The following is a 16,732-nucleotide window of genomic DNA, read 5'->3' on the forward strand; positions in this document are numbered from 1 at the left end:
TCCACGTGGCCGGTGTAGCGTGGCCGTGTGATGGACATGGACCGCGAGGACTTCCGCAAGCTGCTCGGCGAGATCGGCCAGATGCGGATGCCATTTGGCAAGTACGGGCCCGCCGGGGTGCCGCCGCGAGGCATGCCGATTTACGACCTGCCGCCGGAGTATCTCTCGTGGTTCAAGCAGCGCGGCTTTCCAAAGGGGAGGCTGGGCGAGCTGCTGGCGATCGTCTGTGAGATCAAGGACGTGGGCATGGACCTCGTCTTCGACCCGCTGCGCGAGGCGAATGGCGGTCGCGTGACCTACCGGGTGAAGCGCCCGCGCGAGCGGAATTTCGGGGAAGGGGATTGAGCGGGGAATGTGGAAGTGAAAGTGGCCGCGGCTTCCAGCCGCAGGTCTTCACAGGACTGGTGCAGGGGCTGGTGCGGGGCTTGCGGCTGGAAGCCGCAGCCACTTTTTGCGCAACTCGGAATGCCGCTTGACCCTGAAATGAGTGATCGGCAGTTAAGTTCGGCGTGAAGGCCTCTTTCCTGATCCTGGTGACATATGTCGGTTTCGCGATCACGGCACATGCCGGTCGCGGCGATGGAGGTTCACCGACCGCGCCGCCTGTAATCATTGGCGGTGGAACGGTCGGAGGTGTGGATCCGGAACCTGCCGCTCCCGAGTGGAAAGCGATCGTGCTGTCCGCCTACGCTGACGGTGTCCTGAGCCGTCCGGAGCGGCGGGTGATCGTCCGCTTCCTGGCCGGGATCCCCAAGGGCGAACGAAAGAGCTACTTCCTCAGTTGGGTCCGCTTGCAAAGCCAGATCGGCAGGAAGGCGAATCCCGCCGTCGTGGCCGGAACGGTCGCCGCGTGGGCGGTCTCCGACTCCGCGGGTGGGGCCGATTGGCTCGCCAATCAGCCGGGGCGTTGAGGGGGCTGTGCAAGGCTTGCGGCTGGAAGCCGCGGCCACTTTGTGGGTGCTACAGCGGCACCTCATGATACTCCAGCGCCCATTCCTTCATGAAGCGGACACGGCTCGGCTCGATGCGATACACGACCAGCTCCGGGTTCTCCGGGGTGCCGAGATACATCCGCAGCAGCGGGTTCTTCTCCCAGATCGCATCTAACAGATCGCGGTCGGTCTCCACCTTCGCGGTGCCGGTGATGCGCACCTGATGGTGGTGCTCGTCCATGTAACAAAGCTCCACGCGCGGGTTCGCGGCGATATCGCCGGTCTTGTGATAGGCCCGCAGGTTCGCGACCCACACCGTGAAGTGCTCCGTCTTCACCGGCGAGACGGGGCGCAGCCGCGGCTGGCCGTCGTCATCGGTGGCGAGCATGGGGAACTTCGCCGACTTCATCGTCGCCATCGCGAGTTCGGGGAGCTGCGCGGGATCGACCGGCTCGGGCTGGGGCTTCGGCATGCTGGGAAGATCGACGGGACGGGCGTTCTTGAGAAGCGGAACTTGCCATCCTGCCGCTAGCGATGGATTGCACTTTTCCTTGGTCCATGGATTGCTAGGATGGCCGTGCCCGGTCCGGTCGTGCACTCGGGCGCCAAGACGATTTCCCCCGGAAATGCCCCGCCTCTCGAAAGACCAACACTCGCAACTCACCGGCCAAGTGGACCGGTGGCTGAAGAAGACCTACCGCGAGCAGCTCGACCTGCCGGCGCTCGCCCGGGAGATCGGCATCACCCGTTTCCTGCTCTGCCGCCTCTACCACGAGCGCTCGGGCAAGACGATCCGGCTGAAGCAGCGCGAGATCCGCATCCATCACGCGGCGAAGCTGCTATCCAGTGGCAGCCGCAAGATCAGCGACGTGGCGCGCGCGGTCGGCTACGGCAGCGCGAGCCATTTCACGAAGGCCTTCCTGGAGGAGAAGGGCGTGCTGCCCACCGTGTGGAAGAGCCGCCCGAAGATCGTCGCGGTGCCGGAGACCGCGGGCAGTCTGCCGCCGCCGGGGCTCACCTTTGTGCGCGCGACCGTCGGCGAGGTGCCGCCGGAGCTTTCCTATGGCTCGGGCCAATGGCTGCCGGCCTGGAGCGGTGCGAGCCAACCGCAGGCTGCGCGCCGCGCTCCGGTGCGTGGCAGGAAGCGCGCGCTGGATGGCAATGCCTTCGCCGACTGACCGCGGCGCGGATCAATAGCCCTTCGCCGGATCGACCCGGTTGCTCAGCGCCATGCCGCGGGCAAAGCGGGAGAGATTCGTCAGGACGAGCTGGTCCTGTCGCTCCGGCCGTTGGTCGGATGCCCAGGCGACGTGGGGCGTGATGACGACATTGTCCATCTTCCACAGCGGGTGATCCTTTGGCAGCGGCTCGGGATCGGTCACGTCGAGACCGGCACCGGCGAGCTTCTTTTCCTGGAGTGCCTTCACCAGCGCATCGGTGTCCACGATCTTGCCGCGCGAGACATTGATGAGATACGCGCCCTTTTTCATGGCGGTGAATTGGGCGGTGCCGAGCATCTTCTCGGTCTGCGGCGTGTGCGGCACGCAGCTCACCACCACGTCCGCCTCGGGCAGCAGTTCATCGAGTTCGTCCGGCTTGCCGCTGCGGTCGAGAGTCTGGGAGATCGGCAGGTCCTTCGGATCGATCGCGATGACCTTCATGCCGAAGGCCTTCGCCCGCTCGGCCACCTGCGTGCCGATGCCGCCGTAGCCGATGACCATCATCGTGCGGCCGCGCAGCTCGATCATCGGCAGCTTCGCGTCATTGCGGCCCCATGCGCCGTCGGCCTGCGCGCGCTGGTAGGCGGCCATGTTCCGCGTTAGCGAAAGCAGCAGGGCAAAGGCGTGGTCGGCGATCTCCGGGCCCTGCTGGATCTTGAAGTTCGTCAGCGCCACCGTCCCGTCCTTGATCTTCGGCAGGGCGGTGTAGCGCTCGATGCCCGCGCCGTGGATGTGGACCCATCGCAACTTCGCGCCCGTCTCTAACAGGCCCTCGTCCGGCGTGCCGACGTAGCCTTCCGCCGTCGCGATCTTCTCCTTCGCCTCGGCGGCGTTTGCATAGAAGTCGAGCTCCAGCGTCGGGTGCTTTTCGGCCAGCCCTGCCACCTCGGCCTTCATCGACTCCGGCAGGAGCACGGTCTGTGCGGAGGCGGTGCCGAGCAGGCAGGCGAGGATGAGGGCGGCTTTCATGATCCGCAGCTATACGCGAAGGAGGGCCCCCGCGAAACAAGGAAAGGAATCATGAGGTGGTCTTCTCCAGGTCCGCGGTCTTCGTGATCTCCCATGCACCGTCCTTGCCGATCCTCATCAGCCAGTCGTGATACTTCAGCAGCGTCGAGCGATGGCCCACGCTGACATAGGTGTAGCGGTGCTCCTGGAGGTAGCGGTAGAGCAGTTCCTCATTCGGCTCGTCGAGCGCGCTGGTGGATTCGTCGAGGAAGGCAACGGCGGGCCGCTTCATCAGCAGCCGTGCGAAGGACAGCCGCTGCTGCTCTCCGAGAGAGAGCATGTTCGCCCAGTCCGCCTCGCGGTCGAAGTCGCCTTCCACGCGCTTCGCGAGGTCGGGCAGGTTCACCGTCTCCAGCACTTCCTGCAGCGTGGCGGGGTCGGTATTCCGCCGCGCCTCCGGGTAGTCGAGCTGCGTGCGCAGGCTGCCCGGCACCATGTAGGGGCGCTGCGGGAGGAACATCATGCTGCGATACGGCGGGCGGCCGATCTTGCCGTCGCCGGAATTCCACAGCCCGGCGATGGTGCGCAGCAGCGAGCTTTTCCCGGAGCCGCTCTCGCCCATGATGAGCAGGCTCTGGCCGGGCTCGAGCTGGAAGCTGAGGTCGCGCAGCAGCGTGCGCCCGCGATCCGGCGTCTCCACGGTGAGGCCGTCGAGCGTGATGGTGCGGCTTTCCTCGCTGATCTCGATGTGCTCCTCCACCTCGACTTCCAGGTCATCTTCCACGTCGCGCTCGTCGAGGAATTCCCACAGCGATCCGAGGCGTGTGACGCCTGCCGCGAAGGCGCTCAGCCGCTCGAACTGCGTGATGAAGAGCGACACCGCCGCGAGGAAGGCCGCGAAGGCACCCATGGCCTGCGTGATGGTGCCAAACTCGACCTTCCCCTGCAGGAAGAGCGGCGCGACGATCGCCAGCGGCAGGATCAGCGCGAGGGAATTGTAGCCCGTGGTGAAGAAGGCGAGGTTGCGGTTCCAGCGGATCAGCACCGACATGTTTCCCACCACGCCGCCGAGCCGCCGCCGCAGGTCGCGCAGTTCTTTCCGCTCGCCGCGGTAGAAGGCGATGGACTCCGCATTGTCCCGCACGCGCACGAGTCCGTAGCGCAGGTTTGCCTCGCGTTCGTACTGGAGGTAGTTCAGCCCGATAAGGCGGCGGCCGATGAGGAAGGACATCAGCGTGCCGAATGCGGCATAGCCGATGAGCACGGCGACCAGCGTCCCGGAGATCATCCACAGCTCGCGCGCGAAGCCGAGGATCTGGATGACCGAGTTGATCACCAGCAGGGTGAAGGAGAGGGAGGTGGTGGTGAAGTTCTTCGCGTCCTCCGAGATGCGCTGGTCGGGGTTGTCGATTTCCTCGTGGCCGTGCAGCCGGTAGTAGGCCCGGTTGTAGAAGTACCGGATCATGAAGGTGCGCGAGAGGAAGTCGCGCCAGTTCAGCGCGAGCCGCTCCTCCACATACCGGTAGAAGGCGGCGAGCGGGATGCTCGCGGCGAAGGTGCCGATGTAGATCCACAGCGCGCGCTGGAAGCCGACGGTATCCTGCTTCTCCAGCGCGGTCATCACGTCGCGCATCACGCGCAGCGAGAAGATGGCGACCCACGTGACGGCCACGGAGAGCGTGACCAGCGTGCCGAGCTGGATCCATGCGCGCGGCCACGTCCTGCCGAAGAAGTAAGGACGGATCAGCCGCCACAACTGCTTCCAGACATGGCGCGTGAATTTCGGCGGCTGATCCATGGGCAACCTCCACCGGTCGGCGAGGTCCGTGAATCCCGCGAGCGAAATTCGTGTCGCTCACCGGGCGGCCAGCGGCAGCACGAGGACGAAGCAGGCACCTTTTTCCGACTTCGCCAGCAGGAGATCACCACCGGCGGTCCGGGCGAGGCGGCGGGAGAGCGAGAGGCCGAGCCCGACGCCGGGGCGGCTCTCCGCAGCGGCGGCGGCGGACTTGTGAAAGGCGCGGAAGACGCGGCGGTGCTCCCGCGCGGGAATACCGGGGCCATGATCGCGGACCTGCAGCTCGAGCGAGCGGCCCTTGAGCACGGCCTCCAGGTGTAACTCGGGTGGCGTCGAGCCCGCGGCATACTTCGCGGCATTGTCGATGAGATTGAAGAGCACGTGCTCCACCGCGGTCACGTCCGTCCTCACGATGGCCTGCCATGCGGGAGCATCGAGATCCGCCTTCAGGGAAAGCCCGGTTTCCAACAGCCGCTCGGCAAGCCGCTCGATCATCGGCCGCACCAGATCCCCCGCGCCCAGCTCCACGGTGGTCGCCCGCGCGCTGCCGCGCTCGATGCGCGAGAAGGCGAGCACGTTCTCCACGAGGTGCGAGAGCCGCTCGGCTTCGCGGCGCAGCGTGCGGAAGTAGGCGCCGCGCTTCTCCTCCTTCACCGCGCCGCTCTCCAGCATCTCCGAGTAGAGCTGGAAGGTGGTGAGCGGCGTGCGCAGCTCGTGCGTGACGGCGGAGACGAAGGACGCGCGCTTTTCACTCAGGCGGAAGAGTCCGCCGACGAGCAGCCAGGTGGCGGCGATGGCGAGGATGGCGGTGATCCAACCCGCGGCGAGCGGCAGCCAGATGGCGCGCGGGATCTCCGGCGCGAGGGCCATGGCGTCGGTGCCTGCCTCGAATCTCAGCGGGAAGCTCGCGAGCATCATGCCTGAGCTGTCATCGGGGCTCGCCGCACGGGTGAGGCGGGCATTCGGGAAGAGATCGCCGATCCTCGCGAGCAGCGCCTGCTGGAGCAGCGCGGCATCGATCCACGTGCCCTGGATGGCGCGCAGCAGCGAGCCGTCCGTGGTCTTCCACTGGAGATGTCGTAGCAGGAAAAGTTCGCCTGAGACCCATGCGGGGCGGGGCAGGCCATTGCGCGCGAGTGCCCAGTCCGGGGCGACATTCCAGGTGGAGTGCGGCACCGCATTCTGGAGGAATACCTGGTCCTCATACTTCGCCTGGCTGACGTCCAGCGCGCCCTTCACGGCCTGTCCGCGGGTGGCGAGTTCCTTGCGGTTCGCCTCCACCTGGTAGGCGCTCGTCGCGCGCTGTTGTTGCTGCTGCTGTGCGATGGCCTTCCCCTCCTGCGGCGGGGCGGGGGAGGGAGGGGGGGCGGACCATGACATCGGCAGGTCCGGCATGGCATTGCAGACCGAGGGGAAGATTTCGCTGTCGGAGGTGCCGAGGCCGAGCACGGAGCGCAACTCGGCGGAGACCTCCGGGCGATCCAGCACGAGCGAGCCGTCTTCCCGAGCCTCGAAGCGCAGGCGGATCTCCTGCTTCGGCGGCTCCTTCGATGGCGGGGAAATCACCGGGCGCTGTGCTTCATCGGCGATCCATGCGGTGGCGGCGGCGTCCATGCGCCAGAGGGCGAGGCGGATGTTTTCCTGCTCGATGGCGCGGGACTCGGCGAGCGCGCGTTCCCGCTCCGCGGAAATGGTGCCGCGGGTGATGGCCGCCATCGCGCCGAGCAGGGCGACCGCGCACACGGCCACCAGCCCGTGGACCAGCAGGCAATCTTTCCGCTTCAGGCTCATGTGTGGAATCTCCATCCCTTGCCACGCACTGTCACCAGCATCTGCTGGTCGCGGTCGCGCAGCTTTGTCCGCAGGTGCATGATGTGCATGTCCAGCGTGCGTGTCTCCGTCCGCCCGGGATCCAGCCCCCAGACGTGGCGGAGGATTTCATCCCGCGAAACGACTCTGCCCGCGGCATCCAGCAGGTAGCGCAGCAGCCCGGTCTCGCGTTCGGAGAGATCCGCGCCATCGCCATCGTGGAAGGCGATCTTGCCCGAGGTGAGGTCCACTCGGCCGCCGGGCAGGTCCCGCTCCTCCGCCGGGGCGGGGCGCTCGCAGGTGCGGCGCAGCACGGCCTCCACGCGGGCGAGGAGCTCGCGCACGCTGAAGGGCTTCATCACGTAGTCGTCCGCGCCGAGGCCGAGCCCGCGCACGCGGTCATTCTCCTCGCCGCGTGCGGACAGGATGATCACCGCCTGGCCGGGCCGCTTCTTCTTCAGCTCGGAGAGGATGGAGAAGCCGTCGCGCCCCGGCAGCACCAGGTCCAGCAGCAGCAGCCGGTAGTTTGCACGCAGCGCGAGATCCAGCCCGCCGTTTCCCTCGCCCGCCTCCAAAGTACGATAACCACCGTACTCCAGCGCATCGACGACCCCGCGGCGGATCGCGGCGTCGTCCTCGATCACGAGGATGGTGGTATCAGACATGACTTGCCGGAATCATCTCACCGGCTTCCCGGACAAAAGAAAAGGAGGTTCTCATCACGAGAACCTCCTATCCGGAAACCGGGGCGCCGTCCGTAAACGGCGTGTAAATTCAGCTTCGTGCGCGGCTTTACTTCGCGCCTTCTGCCAGCGCGCGGATGGCATCCACGGGCACGCAGTTCTTCACGACCATCTGCATCGGGCCGTTCGGGGTGCCGTCCTCGGAGTTGTAGTAGATGGTCTGGGTGCTGGAGACCATGCCGACCACTTCGCCCGCGGTATTGAAGACAGGGCCGCCGGAAGAGCCCTTCGCGTAGTCCGCGGTGATGGACATCCAGGTGGCGGCACCCTTCTCGCGGTGTGCGGGCTGGTGGTAGTAGCGAGAGACCTCGCCGGAGGTTTGCATGAAGTAGCGGCGTCCCGGGTGGCTGATCACTCGGATCTTTTCACCGATGGGTGCGGCCTTCCCCAGCGGCATCGGTTGGAAGCCTTCGCCCTTCACGCGGAAGAGCGCCACGTCCGCGTCCGGATCCACGGCCACCACGGAGGTGATGGGGTAGCACTTGCCCTCGCGGTCGCAGATGCCCATCGCCGCGCCCTTGGCGGATGCCAGCACGTGGGCATTCGTGGCCATCAGGCCGTCCTCGCTCACGCACCATGCGGTGGCCACGCCGCCGGCGTGCCAGTCCGAGCACTTGTCGCACTTGTAAACCGAGCCGACGAGGAAGATGGACTTCGAGATCTGCTCGTAGTCCGTGGAGGCCACCGGCTTCTGCTCCAGCGTGATCGGCTGCTCGGAAGCAACTGCGGCCTTCGAGGTTTTCGCGATGTCATCGGCGGCCGGGATGCCTTCGTTGCCGACGAATGCGCCCACCCCGGTCTGGAAAGAGCGCATCAACTGCCCGTCGTCGATCACGGGCGGCGCCGCGATCGACAGGACGGGAGACAGCAGGATGGCGAGCAGCAGCGGCTTGAAAGGAGGCAGGTGGGGCATTACGCAGATAAAGCGAGTCAGCCCCTGTTTTTTTCTATTATTCGGATTTTTCCAGCGGAAAAACGCCGCTCAGCCCTGGCTGCCTGCCAGCGCATCCATGAGATAGCGCGCCGGGCGGAAGTTCTCGATGAGCACCTCGCGCTGGTTGCCGCGCTTCATGCGGACCTGCTTGATGTTGAAGTTCGGCGTCTTGTGCGGAGCGAAGAGGATGTCGTCGTGCGTCGAGTTCTCGTGCTTCTTGAACATGTCCGGCACGATGTCACCGCCGAGATGATCGTCGCGGCCGGTGGCCAGGTGGCAGGTGCCCAGCACCTTCTCGTCCTGGATGTCCGCGCCGGAGACGGGCAGCACCTGCGTGCCGAATCCCAGCTCGCCGAGCGTGCCGGTCATAGGGTCGTCCTGCAGGCGGGCATTGTGGGCGTCGATGGTGGCCTGGTTTCCCTCGATCAGCTCGGACTTGATGATGTTGCGGTTCTCCACCGTCAGCACGCCGAGGGTGCCGTCCTCGTATTTCATCGGGAAGTGGCCGCGTGCGTCCTGCGGCACGAAGTAAACTTCACCGGCAGGCAGGTTTGCGATGTCAGGCATCTCGCCCTGGCAAAGGCCGTGCGACTTCTGGGCCTCCTGACCGCCGAGGCCGAGCCACGCGGTGAGGATGCGGCCGTCTTCCAGCGCGAAGTCGATCTCGATGTCGTCCGCCTTCGTCAGCGCCAGGCGCAGCTTCTCGGCGTCCTTCGAGACTTCCTCGTAGTCCACGGCCAGGCCGGAGCCGAGGATGATGTCATTCAGCCCGTGCAGCGTCGCGCCGCGGAAGCCGAATTCCTTCGCCTTCGCCGTGAGCGGCGCGGTGGCGGAGAAGGTGGAGATGCAGAGGATGAGGTCGTACTTCGTGTAGATGTCCGCATCCAGCGAGAGCTGCTTGCCGTCCGTGTCCCACACCTCGTCCTGCAGGTCGAGGTTCGAGCCATGGGTGGTTTTGTATGCAAACATTTCGCCGCCGGTCATGCCGAGCTCGGCCATGGCGCCGTTCTTCAGGCCTTCGTAGAAGGCCTCGTGTGCCTTCTTCTGCACCGGGAAGCCGGGCTGGGTGAGGAAATTGAAGTCCTTGATGAGCCCCGCAGGCTCGTCGAAGTCGGTCAGGATGCAGACGCGGCAGCCCTGGGTCGGCAGGAAAACGGTGCCCAGCAGGCGGACGAGATCGAAGGCCGGGAAATCGCGCTTCTCCGGGTGGAGCATGATTTCCTCGGAGAGGTAGGCGGGGAGGCTGGCGCAGGAAGACATAGGGCCTGAAGCTAGGACCGATGACCGGCGGCGCAAGGGCACTTTTCTGTCACTCGGGACACGTCAGGGCGGCGGATGGGTTTCCGGAAGCGGGGATTCCGGCTCGCGTGGATACGAAATCCCCGCCCTGACCTCAGGCCTTCGCCACGGTCTTGAAGGGGTTCCGCTCCGGTGCCTCGTCGTGCTCCACGCAGAGCAGCAGGCGCTTGATCAGGGTATTGAGCACCGGTTGCCGGTGGCGGAGCATCACGCCAAAGGATTCCGGCTTCGCGCCGAGCGCGGCCTTTGCCTCTAGCGCGGTGCGGCCAAAGGAAACCCGCCTGCATCCCAGCGCGATGGCATCGGAGATCCCGGCGTGGAGCAGCCTCAGGTAAACCGGCAGCCCGGCCGCAGCCTCGCGGTCAAATCCGATGTGGTAGGCGTACGCGGTCTCGCCGTCCGCGAGGGTGATGAGGAAGCCCAGCATTTCATCCCCCCGCCAGATCGCGCTGCAGCGCATGCGCTCGCCGACGGCCTGCTGCAGGGCGGGGAAATACTCCGGCCTCAGCTCGCAGGGCCGGAAGTCCGCCTTGCGGTGCACCTCGCGATAGAGCTCGTGGACGCGGCCTTGCTGCGGGCCGATGTCCGGCAGCAGCCCGACGGTGCAGCCCGCTTGCTCGATGGGCTTGAAGACATTGTTGCGGATCCCCGCGCGGTACTTCGACGAGAGGCTGGCGAGGTAGTCGCCGTGGGAAGTCCACGAGGGATCGAGCGCGAGCACCATGTTCGGCTCCGTTTCCACATAGCGGAAGCTGAGGTTCGCGAGCGACGAGGCTCCCGCGCGGTAGGGCGCGTGGATGTCCTTGATCAGGACGAAGTGGGTCTTGCCGCGCAGCTTGTCCGCCATGCGGACGCGGTAGAGGACTTCGGCCACACCGTGCCAGATGATGTCTTCCGGGAAGTCCGGCACGAAGGCGACGCCGTGCTGGCCGTAGCTCAGGAGATTCCCGCAGATCAGGACCCGCTGGTTCACCTTGCCCGCCAGCTTTTCCAGTGAGGGGCACGAGCACGAGCAAGCGTCCGGTGCGGGTTCCCTCTGCTTCCGCACCTGGCCGATGCCGATGTCGGCGAGCTGCATGCAGACCGCCGCGACGGGCCGGTGCGTGGCGTCGTAGATGAGGGCGTAGCGCGGCTGGATATTCGCGGGCAGCACGCCCTCGAGCGTCGCTAGGTAGCTGCGGGACAGGAAGAATCCCGCGCTTTCCGTCAGGAGGTTCCACGCGTCCGCATCGAGCATCCCGATCCGGTCGGCGATGGCGTAGTGGAGCCCTGCCGGGCCGCGCAAGCGCTTGCGCTCGGCGAGCATGTCGCGCACCGCGAGCGCCCTGCGGATGATGTTCATGAGGGACTATCTGACAGATCTTTGGCCGGACTCAACCCCGGCTTCGCGTCGCACCACTCACAGCATCTCCGTGAATTCGCCGGAACTGTCGGAGAAGGCGGGGCTTTCCACGCCCATCTTCTGGGCGACGGTGAGGAGGACGTTCGTGAGCGGCGGGTGCTTCTCCGGGTCGTGGGCGATGTGGCGGCCGTGCTTCAGGCCCCAGGCGGAGCCACCGGCGACGAGCAGCGGCAGGTCCTTCGGCGAGTGGTCGCCGCCCGGGCCGCTGTTCATGCCGGAGCCATAGACGACCATGGTGTGGTCGAGCATCGGGCGGCCGCCCTCGTCGGTGGACCGGAGGAAATCGAGGAAGCGGGCGAGGCGCTCGAGGTAGCCGCGATCGACGGCGGCGAGCTTTTTCAAGGTGCCGGGGTCGCCGCCGTGGTGGGACAGCTCGTGGTGATTCTCCCCGCCGACGCCGAAGCCGCCCGCCTCGCGCGCCCACTCGAAGGTGATGACCCGCGTGGCATCGGTGACGAAGGCGAGGTAGGAAAGCTCCAGCATCACATCCAGCCACATCGGGCGGTCGTGCGCATTCCCCGGCTGGCTGTCGAGCTGCAGGCCGTCGCGGGCGATCTCCGGCTTCGGCACGTCGACCCACTCGACCTGTCGCTCCACGCGGCGCTCGGTCTCGCGCACGGCGGCCAGGTACTCGGCGAGCTTGTCGCGGTCGGCGCGGCCGAGCTTCTTGTCGAGCGCCTTGGCCTCGCCGAGCACTTCATCGAGCACGCTGCGCTTCTCCGCATAGCGCTTCAGCGTGGCATCGCGCGAGCCCGCGTCATCGGCCACGAACATGCGCTCGAAGAGACGCCGCGGGCTGTTCTCCGCGGGCAGGGGCGTGCCATTGCGGTCAAAGGCCAGCGTGTGGCTGTGCAGGGCGGTGCCGGTGCCGGATTCATCGCCGATCTCCAGCGAGGGGAAGCGGGTGTGCGCGGCGGTCCGCTCCGCGATGATCTGGTCGATGGAGACCGTGTTCGTGTAGTCCTTCCCCGGCACGGAGCGCAGGTCGGCGCCGGTCAGCCAGGTATCCCCGCCGCTGTGGCCACCGGTGCAGCGCGGATGGCCCAGGCCGCTGAGCACGGAGAAGTGGTCTCGGTGGTCGCGCAGGGTCTCCAGCGTGGGCGAGAGGGTGTAGCCCTTCCCCTGGTCCTTCGGCAGCCAGTCGAGGATGTTCACGCCATTCGGCACGTAGCAAAAGATCGCGCGCGGCACCGGGGCGCTGCCGGACTTCCCGAGCGGGCGGTAGGTCGATGGCGCGGCCTGCAGCGAGCGCGGCAGCATCGCCTCCAGGAAGGGCAGCCCGAGCGTGACGCCCAGGCCGCGCAATGCCATGCGGCGGGGAATCGGGGAATGGAGGAGCGGTTTCACGGGTCAGCTTGGCTAGGTGATGGCGTGGCTTACTTGGTGAGGAAGGCCTCGGACAGGACGATGGCCTCGATGAGTGAACGTAGCGTGTAGCCGCCGCGTTTCATCTCCGCCGCGTAACCGCGCACCGCCGGTTGGTCGGCGAATCCGAGTTCGCGGCCGAGCGCGTAGGTCGCCAGCCTGCCGGAGAGTGCATTGAGGAAAAGGTCCTCATCCTTCAGGAGCTGCTCCTGCAATCCGGCGACGCCATGGAATGCGGTGCCGTCCGGCATCTTCGCGCTGGCGTCGATGAGCGGGTCGTCCCGCTCGATGCGGCCGTTGTAGCCGTGGCCCTCGCGGTCGCGCCATTCGCCGGCAGCATTGAAGTTCTCGAGCGCCAGGCCTAGCGGGTCGATCTTGTCATGGCAGCGCGCGCAGGACTCGACCTGCCGGTGGATCTCCAGGCGCTGGCGGACGGTCGCCTTGTCGATGCCGGGGACCTTTGGCTGGATCTCGCCGACATTCGCGACCGGCAGCCCGGGATCGCGGCCCAGCAGCGTCTTCAGCACCCAGGTGCCGCGCAGCACGGGCGAGGTGCGGGTGCCATTCGAGGTGATGGAGTGCATCGACGCCTGCGTCACCAGCCCGCCGCGCGCGCTGCCGGGCGGGACGGCCACGCGGCGGATCGCATCGCCCTTCACGCCGGGGATGCCGTAGTGGCGGGCGAGCCGTTCATTGATGGTGACGAAGTCGCTGCGGATGAAATTCCTCGCGTCGAGGTCGTGGCGGAGGATCTCGGCGAAGAAGCCCTCCGACTCGCGGACGATGGAGATCTCCAGATGGCGGTCGTAGTCCGGGTAGAGCGCGGGCACCGGGGGATTCGCGCCGACCTTGCGCAGGCCCAGCCACTGCCCGGCGAAGTTCGTCACGAGCGCGCCGCTGCGCGGGTCGGCGAGCAGGCGGCGGACCTCGGCCAGCAGCACTTCCTTTTTCAGCAGGGTGCCATCGTCCGCGTGGCCGCGCAGCTTCGCATCCGGCATGGAGGACCAGAGGAAGTAGGACAGGCGCGAGGCGAGCTCGTGGGCATCCAGGTGCCGCGGCGCATCGCCCGCGGTCTCCGGCTCCACCAGGTAGAGGAAGTGCGGGGACGCAAGCGCGGCGGCGAGCGGCACCTTGATCGCGGCGGTGAAGGTCGGCTTGTCGGCCCGCACCTTGTGGAAGAGCGCGAGCTTTGACGCCACCTCGGCGTCGCTCACCGGACGGCGGTAGGCCAGCGGGAGGAAGCGCGCCAGCACCGCGCGGGCGCGGGCGTCCTCGTCGGTGGTCTCGGCGCTCCCAAGCACCTGGGTGGCGGACGCGGGCGGCCAGCTTTCCACCAGCGGGCCTTCCAGCTCCAGCCAGTCGACCAGCAATTCCGGCCGGGCGAAGGAGTCGCGCTCCTGCATCCAGAAGTTCTCCAGATGGCGCGGGACGTCGTAGGCGTAGTCGAGCGAGATGCCCGCATCGGCGGGGGTGAGCCGCAGCTTCACCTCGTAGGTCGCGGGCTGGGCCACGGGGGCATCCACGTCCATCTCCGCGATCACCAGCGGTGCCCCGCCGAGGTGCCGCGTGATCTTCACCCGCGGCGGGCCGTAATCATACATCCGGTGGGTGCGGAAGTGCGCGACATTCGTGGCAAAGCCCTCGCGATGGTATTTCTCGCCGCCGGGGTCATTGGCGAGCTGATCGTCGAGTTGCTTTTGCAACAGGTCCGTCGCGCTCTTCACCACCTGCGCGCGGGTCGGGATGCGGCCGGCGGCGCGGAAGCGCAGGATGTATTCGCCCTCCGCCGGCACGCTGAAGGCGCGGAAGCCGATGCCCCGGTCCCAGGAGGCGTGGTGGACGACGGTGAAGCCGTTCTCCACCGCATTCTCACCGCGGTTCAGCAGGATGTTGTTCCCGTCGCGCTTCACCCGCAGGCGGTCCATGCCCGCGGTGTTTTCCTCGGGCTCGAAGCGCCATTGGATCGGCTCCGGCCGCGGGCCTTCCGGCATGGCCAGGTCGAGCGCGCGGGAGGCGGCGGCATAGTAAAGCTCCACCTGCATCGGCGAGATCGTCAGCGCCTGGCCGATATTGTCGAAGCCGCCCGCCGAGGGGTCATCGGGAAAGGTGTCCGATGGCGAGTAGTCGATCCCGAGCAGGTCCTGGATCGTCCGGTCATACTCGGAGCGGTTCATGCGCCGCATCACCACGCGTCCCGAGCGGCTGGCGATCTCGGCGCGGGCGAGCGCCTGCTCCACCCACAGGGCGAATTTTTCCACGTCCCCGGCGTCCGGCTGGGGCTCGTCCTCCGGGGGCATCTCGCGGGCGTTCACCGCGTTCAGGACTTCCTTCCACTTTTCCGCCGCGTGCGGATTGGCAAAGTCCGGCGACAGCGTGTCCAGCCGCAGGTGGCCCTTCTGCTTGTCCGGCCCGTGGCAGGAGATGCAGTGCGCCTCGAGGAAAGGCGCCACCGCTTCCCGCATGCCCGCGGCCTCCGGCTCCTGCGCGAGGAGACACGGCATCAGCCCGGCGAATCCTGTGAATCCGGCGAGGAACCGGACACGGCGGGGCACGGCGGGTGGGCGGAACATGCGCCTCCATGTGAGGCGATGGTGTCCCTTTTGGCGAGGAAATCCCCGGGAAAGGTCTTCCTGTGGCCGCCTCGGGCCCGTCGCGCTATTCAGGCGCCGCCGCCGAGGTCCATGCCCTTGTCACGCATGTCCTGCAGGACGGACGTCATGTCCTCCAGCGTCTCCCACAGCTCGCGCAGCACGAAGATGGGTGCCCCGGCGCGCACGGCTATGGCGATGCAGTCGCTCGGGCGGGCGTCCAGCTCCACGATCTTGCGCTCCATGATCTCGTTTTCCGCCTCCAGGATCAGGCGGGCGTAGTAGATTTCCTTGTCGATGGCCACGATGACCGCGCGGCGGACCTTTGCGCCAAAGGCCTCCAGCGTCAGCAGGTAGAGATCGTGGGTCAGCGGCCGCGGCGGGGTTTCCCCGGCGAGGGCGGCATTGATCGAGGCCCCGATCGCGAGGTCGATGTAGAAGACGATGGACTTCTGCCCATCCCCCAGGAAGACGGCACAGCCGGCAGGGGTGGGCAGCAGGGCGATGGGTTCGACGCGGACCAAGTCAGGCACGTCGCATTTCTCGCCGCGGAACCGTGGCAATCCAAGATGAAATCGTGCCGTGCTGACAAAGCGCGGGGCGGGAGGATCCTCAACAGGACTTCCGGCTCGACCGGCGGACCCAGAATGCGATTCCAGCCAGCGGGATGACAAGGAGCATGATCTGTAAAAAGCCCTGTCCGTCCGCCATCAGGGAAAGTCCCAGTAACCCGGACAGAGCGGACAATCCGGCATACAGGGCCAGGAGCGAGATGGGGAGGCTGACGAGAATCAGGATGAAGAACCTGAAGCAGCGCGCGGCCTTGGTCTCAGCGGGGTTGCTCATTGTCTGAGTTTAGTTCATCTAATGACGATGAAACCAGCCTATGAAGACGGGTGGAACCCTTCGAAGGTTGCTGAATATCTTTTGGCGAACCCTTACTACGTTGAATGGTATTCAATCGAAGAGCAGCCGACACAGTGGATCGCTGCTGATGGCAGGCTTTTCGTTATGATGGATGACGATGAGGCTCGTTGGCTCGCCACATGGAAATTTGTCGAGGACAGGGGCCGGGTGACGAGGGCGGAGCTGCTTGCGGAATTCGGTGCTCCACAGGCCGATTGAGGCGATTCCGACCGCGGGATACTTTAAAAATTAGGCCTGCGTCACCCGGTCCGCCCGCTTGACACCGGGCTGGTGGCGTGCATCCTCCGCCCTCCCGTCGCGTCGGTAACGTGCCGGGCCCTCTACCGTCATGAAAAAGGATCTCCATCCCAAGTACAATCCGGTCGTCTTCGTTGACATGACCACCGGTGCCCGTTTCGTCAGCCGCTCGACCAAGTCTTCCGACAAGAAGGAAGTCATCGACGGCGTGGAACACTCGCTCATCTCGATCGGCATCACGTCGGACTCGCACCCGTTCTTCACGGGCAAGTCCACCTTCGTCGACACCGAAGGCCGTATCGACAAGTTCCAGAAGCGCTTCGGTGCGGTCCGCCGCGCCACCAAGCCGAAGGTTGGCTAAGCCGCTTCGCGCAGCAATTTCCCAAGCGCCCGTCCGCATCCGCGGCCGGGCGTTTTTCTTTGGCTGGCATTGGAAGCTAAAGAAAGGACCGGGATGGATGGGATGGATAGGATGGGATGCAGATAGGGACCTCCGGCTGAAAGCCGGGGCCACGGAGGGAGAGGATTTC

The 16,732-nt window shown here is 66.3% G+C and carries 17 protein-coding genes; 5 read left to right on the forward strand and 12 right to left on the reverse strand.

Annotated features, from left to right (window positions below; translation table 11 throughout):
• The first annotated feature begins 36 nt into the window (after positions 1-36).
• Together OKA04_RS11850 and OKA04_RS11855 are read left to right on the forward strand one after the other, a co-directional pair.
• On the forward strand, positions 37-345 hold the full coding sequence (locus OKA04_RS11850) for a DUF3820 family protein (RefSeq protein WP_264501376.1): 309 nt from the start codon (positions 37-39) through the stop codon (positions 343-345).
• A 164-nt stretch (positions 346-509) separates the two neighbouring features.
• The gene (locus tag OKA04_RS11855; protein ID WP_264501377.1) at positions 510-911 is read left to right on the forward strand and encodes a hypothetical protein; all 402 of its coding nucleotides are present in this window, start codon (positions 510-512) and stop codon (positions 909-911) included.
• Positions 912-960: 49 nt separating this feature from the next.
• Here the strand turns inward: OKA04_RS11855 and OKA04_RS11860 are convergent, their stop codons facing one another.
• Positions 961-1,404: a pyridoxamine 5'-phosphate oxidase family protein gene (locus tag OKA04_RS11860; RefSeq protein ID WP_264501378.1), complete on the reverse strand. Its 444-nt coding sequence runs from the start codon at positions 1,402-1,404 to the stop codon at positions 961-963.
• 154 nt (positions 1,405-1,558) lie between these two features.
• Between OKA04_RS11860 and OKA04_RS11865 the strand changes: the two genes are divergently transcribed.
• Positions 1,559-2,110: a helix-turn-helix domain-containing protein gene (locus tag OKA04_RS11865; RefSeq protein WP_264501379.1), complete on the forward strand. Its 552-nt coding sequence runs from the start codon at positions 1,559-1,561 to the stop codon at positions 2,108-2,110.
• Between the two features lie 12 nt (positions 2,111-2,122).
• On the opposite strand, the gene OKA04_RS11870 is transcribed toward OKA04_RS11865, so the two are convergent.
• The 11 genes from OKA04_RS11870 to OKA04_RS11920 all read right to left on the reverse strand — a co-directional run bounded on the left by OKA04_RS11870 (position 2,123) and on the right by OKA04_RS11920 (position 15,884).
• Positions 2,123-3,121, reverse strand: coding sequence for a D-2-hydroxyacid dehydrogenase (locus OKA04_RS11870; protein ID WP_264501380.1), 999 nt, complete (start codon positions 3,119-3,121; stop codon positions 2,123-2,125).
• 49 nt (positions 3,122-3,170) lie between these two features.
• Positions 3,171-4,898, reverse strand: coding sequence for an ABC transporter ATP-binding protein/permease (locus tag OKA04_RS11875; RefSeq protein ID WP_264501381.1), 1,728 nt, complete (start codon positions 4,896-4,898; stop codon positions 3,171-3,173).
• A 57-nt stretch (positions 4,899-4,955) separates the two neighbouring features.
• Positions 4,956-6,689 (reverse strand): sensor histidine kinase, encoded by a 1,734-nt coding sequence (locus tag OKA04_RS11880; protein ID WP_264501382.1) that lies wholly within the window; start codon positions 6,687-6,689, stop codon positions 4,956-4,958.
• The gene (locus OKA04_RS11885) at positions 6,686-7,372 is read right to left on the reverse strand and encodes a response regulator transcription factor (RefSeq protein ID WP_264501383.1); all 687 of its coding nucleotides are present in this window, start codon (positions 7,370-7,372) and stop codon (positions 6,686-6,688) included. The genes OKA04_RS11880 and OKA04_RS11885 overlap by 4 nt, the downstream gene beginning before the upstream one ends.
• Positions 7,373-7,499: 127 nt before the next feature.
• On the reverse strand, positions 7,500-8,363 hold the full coding sequence (locus tag OKA04_RS11890) for a S1 family peptidase (protein ID WP_264501384.1): 864 nt from the start codon (positions 8,361-8,363) through the stop codon (positions 7,500-7,502).
• Positions 8,364-8,432: 69 nt separating this feature from the next.
• A complete protein-coding gene (locus OKA04_RS11895; RefSeq protein WP_264501385.1) occupies positions 8,433-9,644 on the reverse strand; it encodes a M29 family metallopeptidase in 1,212 nt (403 codons plus the stop codon).
• 133 nt (positions 9,645-9,777) lie between these two features.
• Positions 9,778-11,025, reverse strand: a complete 1,248-nt coding sequence (locus tag OKA04_RS11900) for a GNAT family N-acetyltransferase (RefSeq protein WP_264501386.1) — start codon at positions 11,023-11,025, stop codon at positions 9,778-9,780.
• Positions 11,026-11,082: 57 nt separating this feature from the next.
• Complete coding sequence (locus OKA04_RS11905) at positions 11,083-12,432, reverse strand: DUF1552 domain-containing protein (RefSeq protein WP_264501387.1); 1,350 nt, start codon at positions 12,430-12,432, stop codon at positions 11,083-11,085.
• A 29-nt stretch (positions 12,433-12,461) separates the two neighbouring features.
• On the reverse strand, positions 12,462-15,002 hold the full coding sequence (locus tag OKA04_RS11910; RefSeq protein WP_264501388.1) for a DUF1592 domain-containing protein: 2,541 nt from the start codon (positions 15,000-15,002) through the stop codon (positions 12,462-12,464).
• Between the two features lie 107 nt (positions 15,003-15,109).
• Entirely contained in the window at positions 15,110-15,601 is a 492-nt protein-coding gene (locus OKA04_RS11915; protein WP_264501389.1) for a bifunctional nuclease family protein, read from the reverse strand.
• A 49-nt stretch (positions 15,602-15,650) separates the two neighbouring features.
• Positions 15,651-15,884 carry a hypothetical protein gene (locus OKA04_RS11920; protein ID WP_264501390.1) on the reverse strand — a complete coding sequence of 78 codons (234 nt, stop codon included), beginning with the start codon at positions 15,882-15,884 and terminating at the stop codon, positions 15,651-15,653.
• 27 nt (positions 15,885-15,911) lie between these two features.
• Between OKA04_RS11920 and OKA04_RS11925 the strand changes: the two genes are divergently transcribed.
• Both OKA04_RS11925 and OKA04_RS11930 read left to right on the forward strand, forming a co-directional pair.
• Positions 15,912-16,163: a hypothetical protein gene (locus tag OKA04_RS11925; protein WP_264501391.1), complete on the forward strand. Its 252-nt coding sequence runs from the start codon at positions 15,912-15,914 to the stop codon at positions 16,161-16,163.
• 130 nt (positions 16,164-16,293) lie between these two features.
• Positions 16,294-16,563 carry a type B 50S ribosomal protein L31 gene (locus OKA04_RS11930; RefSeq protein ID WP_264501392.1) on the forward strand — a complete coding sequence of 90 codons (270 nt, stop codon included), beginning with the start codon at positions 16,294-16,296 and terminating at the stop codon, positions 16,561-16,563.
• The last annotated feature ends 169 nt before the right edge of the window (positions 16,564-16,732 follow it).

The organism is Luteolibacter flavescens (genome assembly GCF_025950085.1).
Classification (GTDB): Bacteria; Verrucomicrobiota; Verrucomicrobiia; order Verrucomicrobiales; family Akkermansiaceae; genus Haloferula; species Haloferula flavescens.

Coding starts and splice junctions, on each gene's coding strand:
- OKA04_RS11870 (WP_264501380.1), bottom strand. CDS start 3,121: ATGAAAGCCGCCCTCATCCTCGCCTGCCTGCTCGGCACCGCCTCCGCA.
- OKA04_RS11850 (WP_264501376.1), top strand. CDS start 37: ATGGACCGCGAGGACTTCCGCAAGCTGCTCGGCGAGATCGGCCAGATG.
- OKA04_RS11920 (WP_264501390.1), bottom strand. CDS start 15,884: ATGAGCAACCCCGCTGAGACCAAGGCCGCGCGCTGCTTCAGGTTCTTC.
- OKA04_RS11860 (WP_264501378.1), bottom strand. CDS start 1,404: ATGCCGAAGCCCCAGCCCGAGCCGGTCGATCCCGCGCAGCTCCCCGAA.
- OKA04_RS11900 (WP_264501386.1), bottom strand. CDS start 11,025: ATGAACATCATCCGCAGGGCGCTCGCGGTGCGCGACATGCTCGCCGAG.
- OKA04_RS11890 (WP_264501384.1), bottom strand. CDS start 8,363: ATGCCCCACCTGCCTCCTTTCAAGCCGCTGCTGCTCGCCATCCTGCTG.
- OKA04_RS11895 (WP_264501385.1), bottom strand. CDS start 9,644: ATGTCTTCCTGCGCCAGCCTCCCCGCCTACCTCTCCGAGGAAATCATG.
- OKA04_RS11885 (WP_264501383.1), bottom strand. CDS start 7,372: ATGTCTGATACCACCATCCTCGTGATCGAGGACGACGCCGCGATCCGC.
- OKA04_RS11875 (WP_264501381.1), bottom strand. CDS start 4,898: ATGGATCAGCCGCCGAAATTCACGCGCCATGTCTGGAAGCAGTTGTGG.
- OKA04_RS11925 (WP_264501391.1), top strand. CDS start 15,912: ATGAAACCAGCCTATGAAGACGGGTGGAACCCTTCGAAGGTTGCTGAA.
- OKA04_RS11930 (WP_264501392.1), top strand. CDS start 16,294: ATGAAAAAGGATCTCCATCCCAAGTACAATCCGGTCGTCTTCGTTGAC.
- OKA04_RS11865 (WP_264501379.1), top strand. CDS start 1,559: ATGCCCCGCCTCTCGAAAGACCAACACTCGCAACTCACCGGCCAAGTG.
- OKA04_RS11880 (WP_264501382.1), bottom strand. CDS start 6,689: ATGAGCCTGAAGCGGAAAGATTGCCTGCTGGTCCACGGGCTGGTGGCC.